The organism is Erwinia sp. SLM-02 (genome assembly GCF_037450285.1).
Taxonomy (GTDB): Bacteria; Pseudomonadota; Gammaproteobacteria; order Enterobacterales; family Enterobacteriaceae; genus Erwinia.
The window spans coordinates 782,094-799,357 of record NZ_JAQISN010000002.1; the positions used below are offsets into that span (position 1 = coordinate 782,094).

Here is a 17,264-nt window from a genome sequence, read left to right on the forward strand (position 1 = left end):
TCACGTTTTTCCGCCTAGCTGATCCAGCCGAGCTTCGCCAGCATGGTCCTTGTGACCAGAACAATCCCCTCTTCCGATCGGTGGAAACGCCGCGCATCATCATCCGGATTTTCACCAATCACCGTTCCTTCTGGCAGCACGCAGGCGCGGTCGATCACGCAGCGACGCAGGCGGCAGGAGCGTCCTACCTCCACGTCCGGCAGTAACACCGACGACTCAATATTGCAGAAGGAGTTAATTCGAACCCGGGAGAACAGCACCGAGTTCACTACCACCGAGCCGGAAATGATACAGCCTCCCGACACCAGGGAATTCATTGTCATACCGTGGCTGCCCGACCGATCCTGGACGAATTTCGCCGGCGGCAGCGGTTCCATATGGGTGCGAATAGGCCAGGTACTGTCGTACATGTCCAGCTCCGGGGTAACCGAAGCCAGATCGAGATTCGCCTTCCAGTAGGCTTCCAGCGTACCGACGTCGCGCCAGTAGGGCTCGCTTGGCTCCCCGCTCTGTACGCAGGACAAACTGAAGGAGTGCGCCAGTGCTTCACCGCTGGCGACGATCTTCGGCAGCAGATCTTTGCCGAAGTCGTGGTCGGATTCCGGCAGATCCTGATCCGCTTCCAGCAGCCCGTAAAGATAGTCGGCGTCAAATACGTAGATCCCCATGCTGGCCAGCGCCTTGCTGTCATCACCGGGCATCGACGGTGGATCGGCGGGTTTCTCCAGAAATTCCACCACGCGGTTGTTTTCATCCACCTTCATCACACCAAACGAGCTTGCCTCCTCCAGCGGGACCGGCAGACAGGCGATGGTGCAGCGCGCGTCGTTTTCAACGTGGTCGATCAGCATGCGCGAGTAATCCATCTTGTAGATATGGTCGCCTGCCAGAATCACGATGTACTTGGCGCGATAGCGTCGGATGATGTCGAGGTTCTGGGTGACCGCATCGGCGGTACCGCGATACCAGTGTTCCGTCGACAGCCGCTGCTGCGCAGGCAGAAGATCGACGAATTCGTTCATCTCTTCATTCAAAAACGACCAGCCGCGCTGAATGTGCTGCACCAGCGTATGCGACTGATACTGGGTGATCACTGCGATCCGGCGGATCCCCGAATTGAGACAGTTGGAGAGTGCGAAGTCGATGATGCGGAACTTGCCGCCGAAGTGCACCGCCGGTTTCGCGCGCTTGGCGGTCAGATCGCGCAGGCGCGTCCCCCGGCCGCCGGCGAGGATCAGGGAAACGGTTTGCGTTGGCAGTTGTCTTGCCAGCATCAGAGGATCGTGCTTATTAGATTTAGCCATGCCTTACTCCTGGTATGATTTTTCCTGGAACACACACACACCGTGCGCTGCGCCATGCCAGACAGTTAACAGGATCGGGTTATCTTCCCCGGCAAAGGGCGGAATGGCGTGCCAATTCCCCTGAGGTAATACCAGATCGCACACTTCTTCGGTGGCGTTGAGCACGATAAGCCAGTGCTGTGAAAGCCGGATTTGCAAACGATGTGCTCCCTGCTGCCACTCACTGGTACTCAGCGGCTGACCCTGGTGATTCAGCCACTCGACGTTTCCATCGCCTTCCTGCCACCAGCAATCGCTCTGCAGCGCCGGAATACGACGGCGCAAATGGATTAACGCGGCGGTGAAGGAAAACAGCCCGCTGTCGTGATGCTGCCAGTCAAGCCAGGTCAGCGGGTTATCCTGGCAATAGGCATTATTATTTCCGTGCTGGCTGTGGCCGTGTTCATCCCCCGCCAGCAGCATCGGCGTTCCCTGCGCCAGCAGCAGCGTGGCCAGCAGGCCATGCACGCTGCGGCGGCGATGCTCCGTAATAAGCAGCGGCGCACGCAGCCCTTCAACGCCGTGGTTGTGACTGAAGTTATTATTACTGCCATCGCGGTTGTCTTCGCCGTTAGCTTCGTTGTGCTTATGATTAAAGCTGACGACGTCGCGCAGGGTAAAACCGTCATGCGCGGTGATCAGATTAATGCTGCTGGAAGGTCGCCGGCCGTCGCGCTGAAAGACGTCGCTCGACGCCGCAAAGCGTCGGGCAAACTCGCCGTTGGAGAGATCGCCGTACAGCCAGTAGCGGCGGGCAGCATCGCGGAAGTGGTCATTCCATTCGGCAAACGGCACCGGGAAATTGCCCACCTGATAGCCGCCTGGCCCGATATCCCACGGCTCGGCGATCGTTTTGCACCGTGACAGTAGCGGATCGGCGGCTATCGCCTGAAACAGCGGCGCATCGCGCCGGTAGTCAGGCGTGCGGCCCAGGACCGTGGCAAGATCGAAGCGGAAGCCGTCAACGTGGCACACCTCCACCCAGTAACGCAGGCAGTCAAGCGCCCACGCCATCACCTGCGGATGGCTGAGATTTTGCGTATTGCCGCAGCCGGTCCAGTTCTGGTATTCGCCCTGCTCCGTCAGCCAGTAGTAGCTCTGGTTATCAATGCCGCGCATCGACAGCATCGGGCCGGTTTCTTCCAGCTCCGCCGTGTGGTTAAACACCACGTCCAGAATTACCTCGATCCCTGCCTGATGCAGCGCTTTCACCGCCCGCTGGAACTCTTCGCGCGCGTTCTGCCCGGCAGCATAGCGGGTATCCAGCGCGTAGCAGGCCAGCGGGTTGTAGCCCCAGTAGTTGGTCAGCCCCATGCGCTGCAGCCGCGGCTCGCTGGCGAAGCAGGCCACCGGCAGCAGCTCGAGGCTGGTGATCCCCAGCCGCTGAAAATAGGCAATCATCACCGGATGCCCCAGCGCGGCGTAGGTGCCGCGGATCTCCGGCGGAAGATCGGGATGCTGGCAGGTCAGGCCGCGCACATGCGCTTCGTAAATCACCGTGCTGCCCCAGGGAACCCGCGGCGCGGCGTCATCTTCCCAGTCGAAGTCATCGGCCAGCACCACGCATTTCGGCGCGATGCTGCCGTTATCCACAGCGTCCGGTTCCCGGTCGCCGCACTGAAAACGCGGATCGTCGGTCACCTCACCCTGTACCTCATGCGCGCAGGGATCCACCAGCAGCTTCGCCGGATTAAACCGTTTACCCTGTTCCGGTGCCCACGGACCGTGTACCCGATAGCCGTAGCGCTGGCCCGGATGGATGGCTGGCAGGTAACCGTGCCAGATATCGCCGCTGCGCGCGGGCAGATCGATACGTTTCTCGCGGCCTTTTTCATCAAACAGGCACAGCTCCACGCGCTCCGCATGCTGAGAGAACAGCGTAAAATTCACGCCTTTCCCGTCATAGCTGGCCCCGAGAGGCTGCGGTTTACCTGAACGTATCGGTGCCATGAGATTACGCCTCCCGAACCAGCCACAGGGTGGAGAGCGGCGGCAGCGTCAGGCTCAGCGAGTGGCTGCGATTATGGCTGCCCCAGTCGTCGGTATCGATCGTGCCGCAGTTGCCGAGATTGCCGCCGTGATAGTGGCCGGAATCGGTGTTCAGCACTTCACGCCAGCGCCCGCCCTGCGAGACGCCAAAGCGGTAATTTTCACGCGGTACGGGGGTGAAATTACTGGCGACGATCAGCTCATTACCCTCTCTGTCGCGGCGAACAAACACAAAGACCGAGTTTTCAAAATCATCCACGACCAGCCACTCAAATCCGGCCGGTTCAAAGTCGAGCTGATGCAGTGCCGGGAAGGCGCGGTAGGTGTGGTTGAGATCGCGCACCAGCCGCTGCACGCCGTTATGCCAGCTATCGCCGCCCTCCAGCAGGTGCCAGTCCAGGCTGCTGTCGTGATCCCACTCGCGCCCCTGGGCAAATTCGTTACCCATAAACAGCAGTTTTTTGCCGGGGAAGCCGAACATCCAGCCGTAATAGGCGCGAAGGTTAGCGAATTTCTGCCAGGCATCGCCCGGCATACGGTCAAGAATCGATCGTTTGCCGTGCACCACTTCATCGTGTGACAGCGGCAGCACAAAGTTTTCGGTGTAGTTGTAGAGCATACCGAAGGTCAATAAATCGTGATGATAGCGGCGGTGAACCGGATCCAGCTTCATGTAGTCGAGGGTGTCGTGCATCCAGCCGAGGTTCCATTTGAACCAGAATCCCAGCCCGCCCATTTCCGGCGGGCGCGAGACGCCGTTAAAGTCCGTCGACTCTTCGGCCACGGTGATGGAGCCCGGCGCGGCGTGGCCCAGCGTGCGGTTGGTGTAGCGCAGGAAGGAGATAGCCTCCAGATTTTCCCGCCCGCCGTAGTAGTTCGGCACCCATTCGCCTTCGGCACGGCTGTAGTCGCGATATATCATCGAGGCCACAGCATCCACCCGCAGCCCATCAATGCCAAACCGTTCTATCCAGTACAGCGCATTGCCCGCCAGGTAATTGCTCACCTCCCGGCGGCCAAAGTTGTAGATCAGGGTATTCCAATCCTGATGGAAGCCCTCGCGCGGATCGCTGTGTTCATACAGATTCGTGCCGTCAAAGTTGGACAGGCCAAATTCGTCAGAGGGGAAATGCCCCGGAACCCAGTCGAGCAGCACGTTAAGCCCGGCGTTGTGCGCCGCGGCGATAAACGAGCGGAATTCGTCGCGGGTACCAAAACGTCGGGTGGGCGCGTAAAGGCCCAGCGGCTGATAGCCCCAACTGCCGTCGAAGGGATGCTCGTTTATCGGCATCAGTTCCAGGTGGGTGAATCCCATCTCCACGGCATAAGGCACCAGCTGTTCCTCCAGCTCTTTGTAGCTCAGCCAGAAGTTGTTATCGGTATGCCGACGCCAGGATCCCAGATGCACCTCGTAAATTGAGATCGGGGCATCAAAGCCGTTGGCACGCTGGCGCTCGGGGGAAATTTCGGTCTTTTCCGGCAGGCCGCAGATCATAGAGGCGGTCTGAGGACGCATCTGGGCTTCAAAAGCGTACGGATCGGCCTTCATCCGCAGCTGGCCGTGGGCATCAACGATTTCGAATTTGTACAGCTGCCCGGGCCGGGCGGCCGGAATAAACAGCTCCCAAACACCCAGCTCGCGACGGAAGCGCATTGGATGGCGGCGACCGTCCCAGTAGTTAAACTCGCCCACTACCGAAACGCGCTGGGCGTTGGGTGCCCAGACGGCAAAGCGCGTGCCGATCACGCCATCAATCACATCGGCGTGCGCGCCCATTTTTTCATAGGGCCGCAGGTGAGTGCCTTCCGCCAGCAGCCAGCTGTCCATTTCGGGCAGCAGCGAGCCAAACCGGTAGGCATCATCAATCAGGTTTTGCTGGCCGTGCCACGTCACCGCCAGCTGATAGCGAAACATATTCTTGCGGCGGGGGATCACCGCCTGGAAAAAACCGCGCCCGTCCAGGCACTCCAGCTGCGCGCATTTACGGCCGGTACTGGTTTCAATGACCCAGACTTCGCTGGCGTCCGGCAACAGTGCGCGAACCACCAACCCTTTAGCAGTTTGATGCATACCCAACAGAGAAAAAGGGTCAGCGAGGTGACCAGAAAGTAAAGCGTTAATCACACGGCGATCGGCAAGCTCTGACATGACTTTCTTCCCATGATAGATGGCAGGCGATATCTGGGCGTTTTCCGCCCACGACATACTCTGCTCTTCATTGAGCCTAATCGCATGCTGCTGGAGAGGTGACCATCCACTGGAAAAACCACCGCGGCACGCGAGAATAAACCCTTAAGCGAAACTTTTTTTAACTGATGGAACAACGACTGATTTAAGCATAGCCAGGTGACAACAATAGCCGCGTACGAAAGCGTAAATATATTTCTTTCACATCAAACTGAACTGCTGTTAAGGCATAAGGCAGGAACGTCAGAAGCTTCTTAGACGCCAGATGGGCTGAGCCCCGAATCAGGCGGAAAAACTCAGAACGGTGGATCGGGTATTCGGAAAAACGGGTAATAGCGGGTGGTGCCGTTAGTGATAATGACTGAATCAGAAAATAACAAACAGACACTTTCCCCTGCCGCAGGCGACAGGGGAAAGCGCGGCCGATTAGCCTACCAGCAGGCGCAGCATACGGCGCAGCGGTTCAGCCGCGCCCCACAGCAGCTGGTCGCCAACGGTGAAGGCAGAAAGGTATTCCGGCCCCATATTCAGCTTACGCAAACGGCCTACCGGCGTGTTCAGCGTGCCGGTGACCGCTGCAGGCGTCAGTTCACGCATCGTCAACTCACGGTCATTCGGCACCACTTTCACCCACTCGTTGTGGGAGGCCAGCAGCTGGGTTATCTCATCCAGCGGCACGTCTTTTTTCAGTTTCAGCGTAAAGGCCTGGCTGTGGCAGCGCAGCGCACCGACGCGAACGCACAGACCGTCAACGGGAATGACGCTGTCAGTGCGCAGGATTTTGTTGGTTTCCGCCTGGCCTTTCCACTCTTCGCGGCTCTGGCCGTTATCCAGCTGTTTGTCGATCCATGGGATCAGGCTGCCGGCCAGCGGTACGCCGAAGTTATCGGTAGGCAGGGTGCCGCTGCGGGTCAGCTCGGTCACCCGGCGCTCGATGTCGAGGATCGCCGATGCCGGATTTTGCAGCTCTTTCGCCACGTGGTCATGCAGCATGCCCATCTGAGCCAGCAGTTCGCGCATGTGGCGCGCGCCGCCGCCGGATGCCGCCTGATAGGTGGCAACGGATGCCCACTCCACCAGATCGTTGGCAAACAGACCGCCCAGCGACATCAGCATCAGGCTGACCGTGCAGTTACCGCCCACGAAGGTTTTAATGCCGTTGTTCAGGCCGTCGTGGATAACCTGGTGGTTCACCGGGTCGAGGATAATAATCGCATCGTCCTTCATGCGCAGCGTGGAAGCAGCGTCAATCCAGTAACCCTGCCAGCCAGCGGCACGCAGTTTTGGATAGACTTCACTGGTGTAATCGCCACCCTGGCAGGTGATGATGATATCCAGCGCGCTCAGCGCATCAATATCAAACGCATCCTGCAGCGTACCGGCAGAGCGGCCGCCAAACTCCGGCGCGGCCTGGCCGTGCTGGGAAGTGGAGAAAAACACCGGTCGAACAACGTCAAAGTCACGTTCTTCGATCATACGCTGCATCAGCACGGAACCAACCATGCCACGCCAACCGACAAGTCCTACAGTTTTCATATCTACCTTTACCTCGGGCCCGCACTGATAACGCCCGTAATTCAGTTAAAATCACCGGAATGTACTCTGTCCAAATCTACAAGGTGCAGCAAAAGTGGCAAGTGAATTAAATCGATTGAGGGAATTTTTTTAGCAGAGGGGCTAATAATCCACGGCAGACGGCGTGAGACAGAAGTATTAACCGGAGTCGCGGATGAGGTCAGCAACCCTATTATTGTTGTTAAACTGGATTTTAAGGTGGGTTTTACCGAGGATTATAGGGATTTTTGCTTATCAGAAGCCGAAACATCGTCATAGAGCGGTAATATACAGAATTGAGGAGGGGCGGCTCATATTGCCGCCCCTCTCACCTATTACGACAGCAGCTCGAAAGCGATCATGCCGATAATCGCGCCCACCGTCCCGAGGATGGTTTCCATCATCGTCCAGGTCTTCAGGGTTTGCCCTTCCGTTGCGCCGGTAAAACGGCCAAACAGCCAGAAGCCGGCGTCGTTGACGTGGCTGAAGATAATTGAGCCTCCGGCAATACAGATCGACAGCGCGGCAAGCTGCGCACCGGAATAATGCAGCGGCTCAATCACCGGCATAATCAGCCCGACGGCGGTCAGGCAGGCTACGGTCGCCGAGCCCTGAATAATACGTACCGCGCCGGACAGCACGAAGCAGGCCAGCGCAACCGGCAGGCCCGCGCCGGTCAGCGCATTGCCCAGTGCCGGGCCCACGCCGGAATCCACCAGCACCTGCTTAAATACGCCGCCGGCACCGATCACCAGCAGGATTATTCCCGCCGGCTGCAGCGCCGCGCCGCAGATCTGCATCACGCGCTCTTTGTCCATGCCCTGGCGCCAGGCCAGGCCGTAAATGGCCACCAGACAGGCCAGCAGGATCGCGGTAAACGGGTGGCCGATAAACTCCAGCCACTCATACAGGCGGGAACCGGGTTCGGTAAAGCGCGCGCCGATGGTTTTCAGCCCCACCAGCACCAGCGGGAACAGGATCAGCGACAGGCTGAAGCCAAACGACGGCAGCTTGCTCTCATCAAATTCGGGATGTTCGCTTTCCGCCGGAGGCGTGAACTGCACGTGCTGGCTGATAAAGCGGCCAAACAGCGGACCGGCAATCAGCATGCCCGGGATCGCCGCGCACAGCCCCAGCAGGATCATCCAGCCGAAATCTGCATGCATCTGCGAGGCCAGCAGCATCGGTGCAGGCCCTGGCAGCAGGAACGCCGCCGCTGCGGCAACCCCGGCAAACAGCGGGATAACCAGCTTCACCAGGTTATCCCCGGTGCGGCGCGCCACGGCGAAGGCGATACTGATGAGCAGCACCACCGCCACTTCGAAGAACAGCGGCAGCGCGCAGATCAGTCCGGCAATGCCCATCGCATAGTGCGCGCGGCTTTCGCCGAAGGCCTTCAGCATGCGGATGGCTATCTGGTCAACCGCGCCGGTTTCATGCAGGATTTTGCCAAACATGGCCCCCAGCGCCACGACAATCGCGAGGAAGCCGAGCGTGCCGCCCATGCCCTTTTCCATCGTCTGGGCGATTTTATCCAGCGGCATGCCGGAAAACAGACCGGCACCAATCGACACTAACATCAGCGCCACAAAAGCGTGCATGCGCGCCTTCATCACTAAAAACAGCAGCAGTAATACCGAACCCGCTGCGGTCAAAACCAGTGTTGCAGTACTCATTACACCCTACTTACTTAGTCTTGTTGATGGCACCGTCAATGGTTTTCAGCGTTGAGGCAACAACGTCATCAAGGGACTGATTAATATCCACAACCAGCACATCTTTCTCTTCACTGCCCGGTTCTTCCAGCGTGGCGAACTGGGTGACCAGCATCTGCGGCTTGAAGAAATGACCTTTGCGCGCGCGCAGGCGGGATTCAATGGTGTCGAAATCGCCCTTCAGGTAGACGAAAGAAAGGTTCTGATTCCCTTCGCGCAGGATGTCACGGTAGTGTTTTTTCAGCGCCGAGCAGACGATCAGCGACACGTCATTGGTGCGCTGCATGGCGAACGCGGCGTCGTTAATCGCCTTCAGCCACGGTTTACGGTCGGCGTCGTCCAGCGGGTGACCACCGGCCATTTTTTCAATGTTCGCCCGCGGATGCAGGAAATCGCCGTCAAGAAACGCGGCTTTCAGTTCGTGTGCCACAGCATTTGCAACGGCAGATTTGCCGCTGCCGGATACGCCCATCAGTACAAATACGTGATTGGACGGGGTAGATGAGGTCATTTTTTTTGCTCCGTCAGAGTCATAAGCAGGTGTGAACGGCAATTTGTTATCGGTAACATTGTCTGGTGCTGTACAAATTATGGCAACAGCTGCGGCGGGAAAAGCTGGTAAATGTGAGGAGCTTCAAAAAAACGGTAAATTCAGAGGGAAAGGGGCACAAACAGATAACGGACGCGAATGCGCCCGTTGGGGTTAAATGCTTTCGCCGACAGACAGCGTAAAGCCGATATCCAGCGGCCCGGCATCGACCTCTTCCCCGCGAATACGCGCCAGCAGCATCGTGGCGGCTTCGTGGCCCATCTGCTCGCGCGGGGTCTGCACGGTAGCCAGCCGCGGCGTGGTGGCTTTAGAAATATCGTGGCCGTGAAAACCGGCGATCGCCATCTGTTCCGGCACCCGCAGCCCCTGCCGCTGGCACTCAAACATCGCGCCTACCGCCAGGTCGTCGTTGGTACAAAACAGGCTGTCGGTCTGCGGGTAGCGCTTCTGCGCCTCGCGCAGCAGCATCGCACCGGCGGTAAACGACGAGGCCGCTTCCATCATCACGGTTTTTGGCTCCAGCCCCGCTTCACGCATCGCCTGGGCATAGCCGCGCTCTTTTTGCAGCGTTCGTTCATCCAGCCGCGCGCCGAGGTAAACCGTATGACGGTGGCCGCGCTGCAAAATGGCCTGGGTCATCTGCCGCGCCGCCTCAACGTTATCGAACCCTACCGCCATATCCAGGCAGGGAGAGACGCTGTCCATCATCTCAATCACCGGAATGCCGGCGGTCTCAATCATCCGCAGGCTGGCGGCGGTGTGGGTGCGTTCGGTGAGGATCAGGCCGTCGATATTCCAGCCCAGCAGGGAGCGCAGCTGCAGCTCCTCTTTCTCGGGGCTGTAGCCGAAGTGGCCGACCAGCGTCTGATAGCCCGCCGCATCGGTCACGGTTTCGATGCCGCGCAGCACGTCGGCAAACACCTGGTTGGTCAGCGACGGCAGCAGCACGCCAATCGCCCGGCTGGTGGCGTTTGACAGCATATCCGGCGCACGGTTAGGAATGTAGCCCAGCTCATCCAGCGCGGCGGCAATCTTGCCCTGCAGCGCGGCGGAAACCTGCTCGGGGTTACGCAGATAGCGGCTGACGGTCATTTTAGTGATGCCGATACGATCGGCAACATCCTGAAGTACCGGTCTTTTTTTCTTCATTAGGCTTCAGCTGGTTGGTCGGTATCCGGCTGAGTGTAACAAAAATGCGCGGGAAAAAGAGGAAGGGCGCGGTTTCCCGCGCCCAAAGTGTGATGCAGTTATCTTCGCGCGGCTTAAACCGGCGGCAGATCGAACAGCAGGATTTCAGCATCGCTGCCGGCGGTAATCGCCAGAGAGGACTCATCCCAGATAGCAAACGCATCGCTGGTGGTGGCCGCTTCGCCATTCACGGTAACATCGCCTTTCACCACCTGGATCCAGATCTTGCGGCCTTCGGCCACTTCTGCGGTCCCCTGCTCGCCCGCTTTAAACGCCCAGCGGGACAGCGTCATATCCTGATAAACCTTCAGTGAACCGTCGCGCGCATCCGGTGACAGCACCAGCTGGCGGCCCTGAACATCATCAAAGCGTCGCTGTGCGTAGCGTGGCTCAATGCCGTTTTTTTCCGGGATAATCCAGATCTGATACAGGTGCAGCGGCACCTCTTTGCTGCCGTTGTACTCGGAGTGACGCACGCCGGTGCCCGCGCTCATAATCTGGAACTCACCCGCCGGGATCTGCTCTTTATTGCCCATGCTGTCCTGATGCTCCACGGTGCCGGACAGCACGTAGGTCAGGATTTCCATATCTTTATGAGGATGAGTACCAAAACCCTGGCCGCCATCGATCACGTCTTCGTTAATCACCCGCAGCGCGGAGAAGCCCATAAAGTTGGCGTCGTAATAGTTAGCGAAAGAAAAAGTGTGATAGCTGTCCAGCCAGCCGTGGTTCGCGTGGCCACGATCTTGTGCTTTGCGTAAGTAGATCATATTCAATTCTCCTCAATGTTTTAACGTAGTCTGCGCCCGAACAGCCTGCGTTGATAGCGGAGAAAATTGTCTCCTCTGTTCAAATTATTCGATGAAATAGTGGCGATAGCATCAGTCAGGTTGGAATAGCGGCAACAAAGCGACAGCGCTATTCACGACGACAGTAGAAATGGCTTCAGCAGGGAAATCTGCACCGAACCGGGAATGAGTAACTGGGTAACTGGGTAACTGGGTAACTGGGTAACTGGGTAACTGGGTAACTGGGTAACTAGGTAAGATTGGATGGTAAAGGCAAAACGCAGGCAAAAAAAAAGCCAGCACCCGAGCTGGCTAAGAAACACTGGAAGCAATGTGAGCAATGTCGTGCCTTCTCAGCCAGTAGCAGAGCTCTGCTGAAAACGCATAGCAATAATAATCATTATCATTCGCACTTGTAAAGCTCTTTCCTGATTATTTTTTACTTGATCTGATGATAAAAAACCCTGATTTTAAAGAGGATTTCTAAACTAAGGAGAGTAAAGGTGAGTGAGATTATCGTTCGACACGCCGAGCCTGATGACGCTGCGGCGCTGCATCAGATGTACAGCCAGCCGGAAACCTACAGCGATACGCTTCAGCTCCCTTACCCTTCACTACAGCGCTGGCAGGAGAAGCTAAAGAACACGCCGGAAGGCCAGCATATGCTGGTGGCCTGTATTGACGGCCAGATTGTCGGCCAGTGCTTTGTTGCGCTGAATGCCCCGGCGCGCCGCCGTCATACGGCGACGTTTGGCCTTGGCGTGGACGTCCGCCACCGCGGTAAAGGCGTGGCGAAGGCGATGATGACGGCGATAGTCGACCTCTGCGATAACTGGCTGCAGGTGGATCGCATTGAGCTCACCGTGTATGCCGACAACCAGGCGGCCATTGCACTGTATGAGAAATTTGGCTTCGTGACCGAAGGCCGTGGCGTTCGCTTCGGCGTGCGTAACGGCGTGCAGGTCGATGCGCTGTTTATGGCGCGTCTGAAAGACTGAATCCAGCGGGTGACGCCTACAGATTAAAGGGCGTCACCACGCTCACCCGCGAAAACACCCCCACTTCCTCTTCCGGCGGCAAAAAGCCGTGAAAGCGCAGGATCGCCTGCATGGCGCTGCGGGCATCGGCGCGCAGATCGTGATCGATCACCGCATCCAGCTGCCGCGCGGCCAGCATTTCACGATTTTCCTCATCCAGATCGTGGGCAATAAAGGCTCGCAGGGGGCGCTGCTGGCTGGCAAAGGCGCGAAAGATAGCGCGATTGCCGCCGCCAACGCCGTATACCGCGCTGATGGCCGGATCGCTGACCAGCGCGTCGCTCACCCGCTCAAACGTCAGGCTGTCCACGCCGTAGCCTTCGCTGATGCGTACCACCTTATGCTGTGGCGCAAGCTGGCGCAGCCCGTCGCTAAAGCCTGCCACCCGCTCCTCTTCGCCGCGGAATCCGGCGCTGCTCAGCACCACCGCCACCGAATGAGGCTGCGGTCCCAGCCAGCGCGACAGCAGCCAGGCCGCCGTGCGCCCTGCGCTACCGTTATCCATGCCCACATAGCGAATACGCGCGCTGTCGGGCAGGTCGGTGACCAGCGTCACCACCGGCACCCGCTGATGCAGCAGTTCTTCCACGCTGGCGTTCAGCGGCGCTTCATCACTGACCTTGAGAATGACGCCGTAGCTGTCGCTGCCGCAGCGCAAAAGCAACTGCTGGAGTGCCTTCGCATCGATCTGTTCAAAGACGTGAAAACGCAGCATCAGGCGGAACGGCGCCAGGCTGCCGAGCTGGCTGAGCAGAGCGGCGCTGACCAGCGAGCTGAAGCGCTCGGGCGTATGCAGCACCACGTCAATATTCAGCGTTCTGCCGCTGGCCAGATTCACCCGCTGCTGTAGCTCAAGATCGCGGATGGCGGCGGCAATGCGCCGATCGGTCTGCGGATGCACGCTGCCGCGCTTGTGCAGCGCGCGGTCTACCGTCGCCTTGCTGACCCCCGACTGTGCGGCGATCTGTTTGATGGAGAACTTCATAATTTGAGGTCTTTTTGAGGTTATCGGTGCGTGTTGTTAAAAAAATGTAAGTGATAAGGTGGCTCAGAGCAATTGTTCCTCACCCTGTATCCGATAAAAAACAAGAAAGGCGCTTAATCATGAGTTCAGACTTCAACAATCAGTTTCAGAACAAAGTGTATGTGGTGACCGGCGGTACCCAGGGCCTGGGTGCGGCAGTGGCCGAGCTGCTGGCCGAGCGCGGCGCGCGCGGCCTGATTATCTGCGGTCGTAACGCCCGAGCCGGCGAAGAACAGGTGGCGAAGCTGCGTGCGCTGGGCTGCGATGCCGGATTCGTGGCCGCCGATCTTACCGATCCACATTCCTGTGAGCAGGTGATCGCCGCAGCGGAAAGCCGCTTCGGCGTGCTGCACGGCCTGGTCAACTGCGCGGGGATGTCCGATCGCGGCACCATCCTCAACACCACCCCCGAGCTGTTTGACGCAATCTTCGCCGTCAACGTTCGCGCACCCTTCTTTCTGATGCAGGCGGCAATCAAACTGATGGTGGCGAACGGCACGGAAGGCAGCATCGTCAATATCATCACCATGACCTCCCACGGCGGTCAGAGCTTCCTCACCACCTACGCCGCTTCAAAAGGCGCGCTGGTCACGCTGACGAAAAACGTAGCGTTCAGCGCCATGCGCAACCGCATCCGGGTCAACGGACTGAATATCGGCTGGATGGACACGCCGCACGAGGATGATATTCAGAAGCAGTATCACCAGGCCTCCGATGACTGGCTGGAGAAAGCCGAGCGCGAGCAGCCGTTTGGCCGCCTGCTGAAGCCGCGGGAAGTGGCGCGCGGCGTGGCGTTTCTACTCTCTGAAGAGTCCGGGATGATGACCGGCGCGGTGATCGATTTCGACCAGAACGTGGTGGGCTGCGGCGACGACGGCGCGCCAAAACCACAGCAGCCGTTGAGCCTGTAAGGAGTGGCTATGAATGATATCTATCTGCAGGAAAAGCAGCTGAAGATTGATGAGTTTGCGGCGGTGTGTCGCCAGACGCTGCGCCAGGAGGAGTATCCGCTGGCGCAGAGCAGCGAGCTGAACGTGCTGATTTACCGCGCCGATTCGCTGTTAAGCGCCGCGCGTGACGACCGTAAAGCGGTGCTGAGCGAGCTGCACCGCGCGCTCTCTTCCGGCCCCGGCGTGTTTGTGGTGAAAGGGCTGTATGACAACCTGGCGGCGGTAGACCGCAGCAGCCAGCTGTTTGAAGCGATTCTGAAAGACGAAGCCGCAGCGGGCGGCGGCGGCGATCACTTTGCCAAAGCGGGCAGCAACGGCCGCATCTGGAATGCGCTGCAAAAAGTCGCGGAGCGCGATGCCGACGCCTTTATTGATTACTACGACAATCCGCTGCTGGCAACGATCTGTGAAAGCTGGCTGGGGCCGGGCTACGAGATGACCGCCCAGGTGAACCAGGTTCGCCCCGGCGGCAAGGCCCAGCAGCCGCATCGCGATTATCACCTCGGTTTCCAGAGCAATGAAGTCGTTGAGCAGTTCCCGCTGCCGCTGCAGATCCTGTCGCAGTACCTGACGTTACAGGGTGCGGTGGCGCACAGCGATATGCCGATCGAGTCCGGTCCGACCCAGTTGCTGCCGTGGTCGCAGCAGTATCAGGCGGGCTATCTGGCCTGGCGGGATCCGCAGTTTATTGCCTTTTTCCAGCAGCATGCCATCCAGCTTCCGCTGCACAAAGGCGACGGCCTGTTCTTCAACCCGGCGCTGTTCCACGCGGCGGGCAACAATGTGACGCAGGACCGCGTGCGCACCGCCAACCTGCTGCAGGTGTCGTCAAGCTTTGGCAAAACCATGGAGAAGGTCAACCATATCAAGGTGCTGCAAAGTATCTATCCGGCCCTGCTTCAGCGCGACCTGCCGGAAGATAAGCTCAGTGCCGTTATTTCATCCGCCGCGGAGGGCTACTCATTTCCAACCAATCTGGATACCGATCCGCCGCTGGGCGGGCTGGTGCCTCAGACCCAGCAGGCGCTGCTGTTGCAGGCACTGCAGGAGAAGTGGACGCCGGTGCATTTCAACCAGCAGCTGGCGGAGCATACGCAGAAGCGCCAGGCCTGATACCGGGCCAAATGCCCGCCTTCATGCCTGGTGCCGCATCCAGCGGGGAAGCTAACGATTTTGACCTTATGGAACTGTATGCCGTGCTGATTTAGCGGGTGAATCACCCCGGCGCACCGCCCCCTGCGGGCCGGTGCGCCGATTGTTAACCGCGTTCCCCACGCGGCTCCGGCAAAAAGATGCCGGAATTACTCATCATCTTTATCATCATCCGCCTGTTCCAGTACGCTGTAGGCCACCGCGCAGAACAGCGAGTTCAGGCGCTTCATATCGCCCAGCAGCCCCAGGTGCAGCGAACTGGTTTCGATACTCTGCACGTTATGCTGATGCAGCCGATCGACGTGAGCATGGGAATAGCGGCGGTTGGTGATGCGGAAGCGATGCTTCGAACGGCGCAGACGCTTGGCGCTGGTCAGATCGCGGGAGAGGAACACCGACAGGCTGAGGCGCAGATTGCTGGTTAACAGCTCAAGCTGCGCATCCAGCTCCTGCATCCCTTCAACGGAGAACGCCCGCCGCGCGGCCAGCGATTTATCCGCCACGTCGCCGCTCATGCGCTCAAGAATATCCCCGGACTGCTCCAGGTTCAGCGCCATCTCAATGATTTCGGCCCAGCGGCGCGAATCCTCTTCCGGCAGGTCTTCCTTCGGCATCTGCGCCAGATAGAGTTTTATCGCCGTGTACAGCACGTCGACATCATCATCGAGTTTGCGGATCTCCCGATCCTCACGCAGTTCACCGTGAATGACCTTGCTGAACGTCGCCAGCATCTGCTCCAGCACGTCACCCATTCGCAGCGTTTCACGGGCCGCATTGGCCAGCGCCAGCGCCGGGGTATCCAGCGAGCTGGTATCAAGGTGTTTCGGCTTCAGCCGCAGGTCGTTTTCCGGCTCCTCACGGATAAGGCGCTTACACAGCCCGGCCATCGGCTCGGCAAACGGCACCATAATCACACAGCGGATCAGGTTGTAGAAAACGTGGAAGAAAATGACCAGTTCTTCATCGCTGACCGGCAGCTTCGCCAGCCAGTCCGCCAGCAGATCGATAAAAGGCAGCACCAGCAGCGAACCGATAAATTTAAACAGCAGGCTGCCGAGCGCAACGCGTTTTCCGGCCGCGTTCGACGTGCTGTTGTTGAGCATCGCCAGCAGCCCGCTGCCGAGGTTGGCCCCGATCACCAGGCACAGCGCCACCTTAAACGAAATCACGCCGGTGGCGGTCAGCGTGGCGGTGATCAGCACCGCCGCCAGGCTGGAGTAGCTGATAATGGCAAACACCGCGCCGATCAGCGCATCCAGCATCACATCGCCGGTCAGCGAGGAGAACAGCACTTTCACCCCGGACGCCTGGGTGATCGGCGCGGCGGCGGCAACAATCAGCTGCAGCGCCAGCAGGATCAGCCCAAGGCCGATGCTGGCCCGCCCCAGCTGCCCGGCACGGGTCTGCTTGCGGCCGAGGAAGAACACCACGCCGAAGAAGATAAACAGCGGCGAAAGCCACGACAGATCGAAGGTCAGGATACGGGCCATCAGCGCCGTACCGACATCCGCGCCGAGGATCACTACCAGTGCAGGCGTCAGCCCGACCAGCTCCTGAGCAACAAAAGAGGTGACCAGCAGCGTGGTGGCGTTGCTGCTTTGCACCAGCGCGGTCACACCGATCCCGGCGAGGAACGCCATCGGTTTTTTTTCCACGCTGCGGCTGAGTACCCGCCGCAGATCGGCGCCGTAAACGCGCATGATGCCGGTACGCACGATGTGGGTTCCCCACACCAGCAGCGCCACGGCAGAAAGAAGATTTAACAGGGTTAACACCGGATATCGAC

The 17,264-nt window shown here is 58.9% G+C and carries 13 protein-coding genes; 3 read left to right on the forward strand and 10 right to left on the reverse strand.

From position 1 onward, the window contains the following. Positions 1-14: 14 nt before the first annotated feature. From glgC to PGH32_RS16765, 8 genes are all read right to left on the reverse strand, one after another. Complete coding sequence (gene glgC / locus PGH32_RS16730) at positions 15-1,304, reverse strand: glucose-1-phosphate adenylyltransferase (RefSeq protein ID WP_314417229.1); 1,290 nt, start codon at positions 1,302-1,304, stop codon at positions 15-17. Positions 1,305-1,307: 3 nt separating this feature from the next. After that, complete coding sequence (gene glgX / locus PGH32_RS16735; protein ID WP_337894613.1) at positions 1,308-3,293, reverse strand: glycogen debranching protein GlgX; 1,986 nt, start codon at positions 3,291-3,293, stop codon at positions 1,308-1,310. A gap of 4 nt (positions 3,294-3,297) precedes the next feature. Then, positions 3,298-5,481 carry a 1,4-alpha-glucan branching enzyme gene (glgB, locus tag PGH32_RS16740; RefSeq protein WP_337894614.1) on the reverse strand — a complete coding sequence of 728 codons (2,184 nt, stop codon included), beginning with the start codon at positions 5,479-5,481 and terminating at the stop codon, positions 3,298-3,300. A gap of 465 nt (positions 5,482-5,946) precedes the next feature. Beyond that, positions 5,947-7,056 (reverse strand): aspartate-semialdehyde dehydrogenase, encoded by a 1,110-nt coding sequence (asd, locus tag PGH32_RS16745; protein ID WP_314417220.1) that lies wholly within the window; start codon positions 7,054-7,056, stop codon positions 5,947-5,949. Positions 7,057-7,409: 353 nt separating this feature from the next. Then, on the reverse strand, positions 7,410-8,750 hold the full coding sequence (gene gntU / locus PGH32_RS16750; RefSeq protein WP_337894615.1) for a gluconate transporter: 1,341 nt from the start codon (positions 8,748-8,750) through the stop codon (positions 7,410-7,412). 10 nt (positions 8,751-8,760) lie between these two features. Continuing rightward, entirely contained in the window at positions 8,761-9,300 is a 540-nt protein-coding gene (gene gntK, locus PGH32_RS16755) for a gluconokinase (protein ID WP_314417218.1), read from the reverse strand. Positions 9,301-9,492: 192 nt separating this feature from the next. Next, a complete protein-coding gene (gene gntR / locus PGH32_RS16760) occupies positions 9,493-10,488 on the reverse strand; it encodes a gluconate operon transcriptional repressor GntR (RefSeq protein WP_337894616.1) in 996 nt (331 codons plus the stop codon). A gap of 113 nt (positions 10,489-10,601) precedes the next feature. Then, entirely contained in the window at positions 10,602-11,297 is a 696-nt protein-coding gene (locus PGH32_RS16765) for a pirin family protein (RefSeq protein ID WP_314417215.1), read from the reverse strand. A 521-nt stretch (positions 11,298-11,818) separates the two neighbouring features. Here PGH32_RS16765 and PGH32_RS16770 point away from each other — a divergent pair. After that, positions 11,819-12,313: a GNAT family N-acetyltransferase gene (locus PGH32_RS16770; protein WP_337894617.1), complete on the forward strand. Its 495-nt coding sequence runs from the start codon at positions 11,819-11,821 to the stop codon at positions 12,311-12,313. 16 nt (positions 12,314-12,329) lie between these two features. On the opposite strand, the gene PGH32_RS16775 is transcribed toward PGH32_RS16770, so the two are convergent. Beyond that, the gene (locus PGH32_RS16775) at positions 12,330-13,337 is read right to left on the reverse strand and encodes a LacI family DNA-binding transcriptional regulator (protein WP_337894618.1); all 1,008 of its coding nucleotides are present in this window, start codon (positions 13,335-13,337) and stop codon (positions 12,330-12,332) included. 119 nt (positions 13,338-13,456) lie between these two features. Here PGH32_RS16775 and PGH32_RS16780 point away from each other — a divergent pair, with 119 nt between their 5' ends. Further along, positions 13,457-14,287: an SDR family oxidoreductase gene (locus PGH32_RS16780; RefSeq protein WP_314427767.1), complete on the forward strand. Its 831-nt coding sequence runs from the start codon at positions 13,457-13,459 to the stop codon at positions 14,285-14,287. 9 nt (positions 14,288-14,296) lie between these two features. After that, complete coding sequence (locus PGH32_RS16785) at positions 14,297-15,439, forward strand: phytanoyl-CoA dioxygenase family protein (protein ID WP_337894619.1); 1,143 nt, start codon at positions 14,297-14,299, stop codon at positions 15,437-15,439. 188 nt (positions 15,440-15,627) lie between these two features. Here the strand turns inward: PGH32_RS16785 and PGH32_RS16790 are convergent, their stop codons facing one another. Then, a complete protein-coding gene (locus tag PGH32_RS16790; protein ID WP_337894620.1) occupies positions 15,628-17,253 on the reverse strand; it encodes a Na/Pi cotransporter family protein in 1,626 nt (541 codons plus the stop codon). Positions 17,254-17,264 lie beyond the last annotated feature (11 nt).

What these genes read in the sequence shown, in the direction of transcription:
- glgC (WP_314417229.1), bottom strand. Translation starts at nt 1,304, where the DNA reads ATGGCTAAATCTAATAAGCACGATCCTCTGATGCTGGCAAGACAACTG.
- glgB (WP_337894614.1), bottom strand. Translation starts at nt 5,481, where the DNA reads ATGTCAGAGCTTGCCGATCGCCGTGTGATTAACGCTTTACTTTCTGGT.
- asd (WP_314417220.1), bottom strand. Translation starts at nt 7,056, where the DNA reads ATGAAAACTGTAGGACTTGTCGGTTGGCGTGGCATGGTTGGTTCCGTG.
- gntK (WP_314417218.1), bottom strand. Translation starts at nt 9,300, where the DNA reads ATGACCTCATCTACCCCGTCCAATCACGTATTTGTACTGATGGGCGTA.
- glgX (WP_337894613.1), bottom strand. Translation starts at nt 3,293, where the DNA reads ATGGCACCGATACGTTCAGGTAAACCGCAGCCTCTCGGGGCCAGCTAT.
- PGH32_RS16785 (WP_337894619.1), top strand. Translation starts at nt 14,297, where the DNA reads ATGAATGATATCTATCTGCAGGAAAAGCAGCTGAAGATTGATGAGTTT.
- PGH32_RS16775 (WP_337894618.1), bottom strand. Translation starts at nt 13,337, where the DNA reads ATGAAGTTCTCCATCAAACAGATCGCCGCACAGTCGGGGGTCAGCAAG.
- gntR (WP_337894616.1), bottom strand. Translation starts at nt 10,488, where the DNA reads ATGAAGAAAAAAAGACCGGTACTTCAGGATGTTGCCGATCGTATCGGC.
- gntU (WP_337894615.1), bottom strand. Translation starts at nt 8,750, where the DNA reads ATGAGTACTGCAACACTGGTTTTGACCGCAGCGGGTTCGGTATTACTG.
- PGH32_RS16765 (WP_314417215.1), bottom strand. Translation starts at nt 11,297, where the DNA reads ATGATCTACTTACGCAAAGCACAAGATCGTGGCCACGCGAACCACGGC.
- PGH32_RS16780 (WP_314427767.1), top strand. Translation starts at nt 13,457, where the DNA reads ATGAGTTCAGACTTCAACAATCAGTTTCAGAACAAAGTGTATGTGGTG.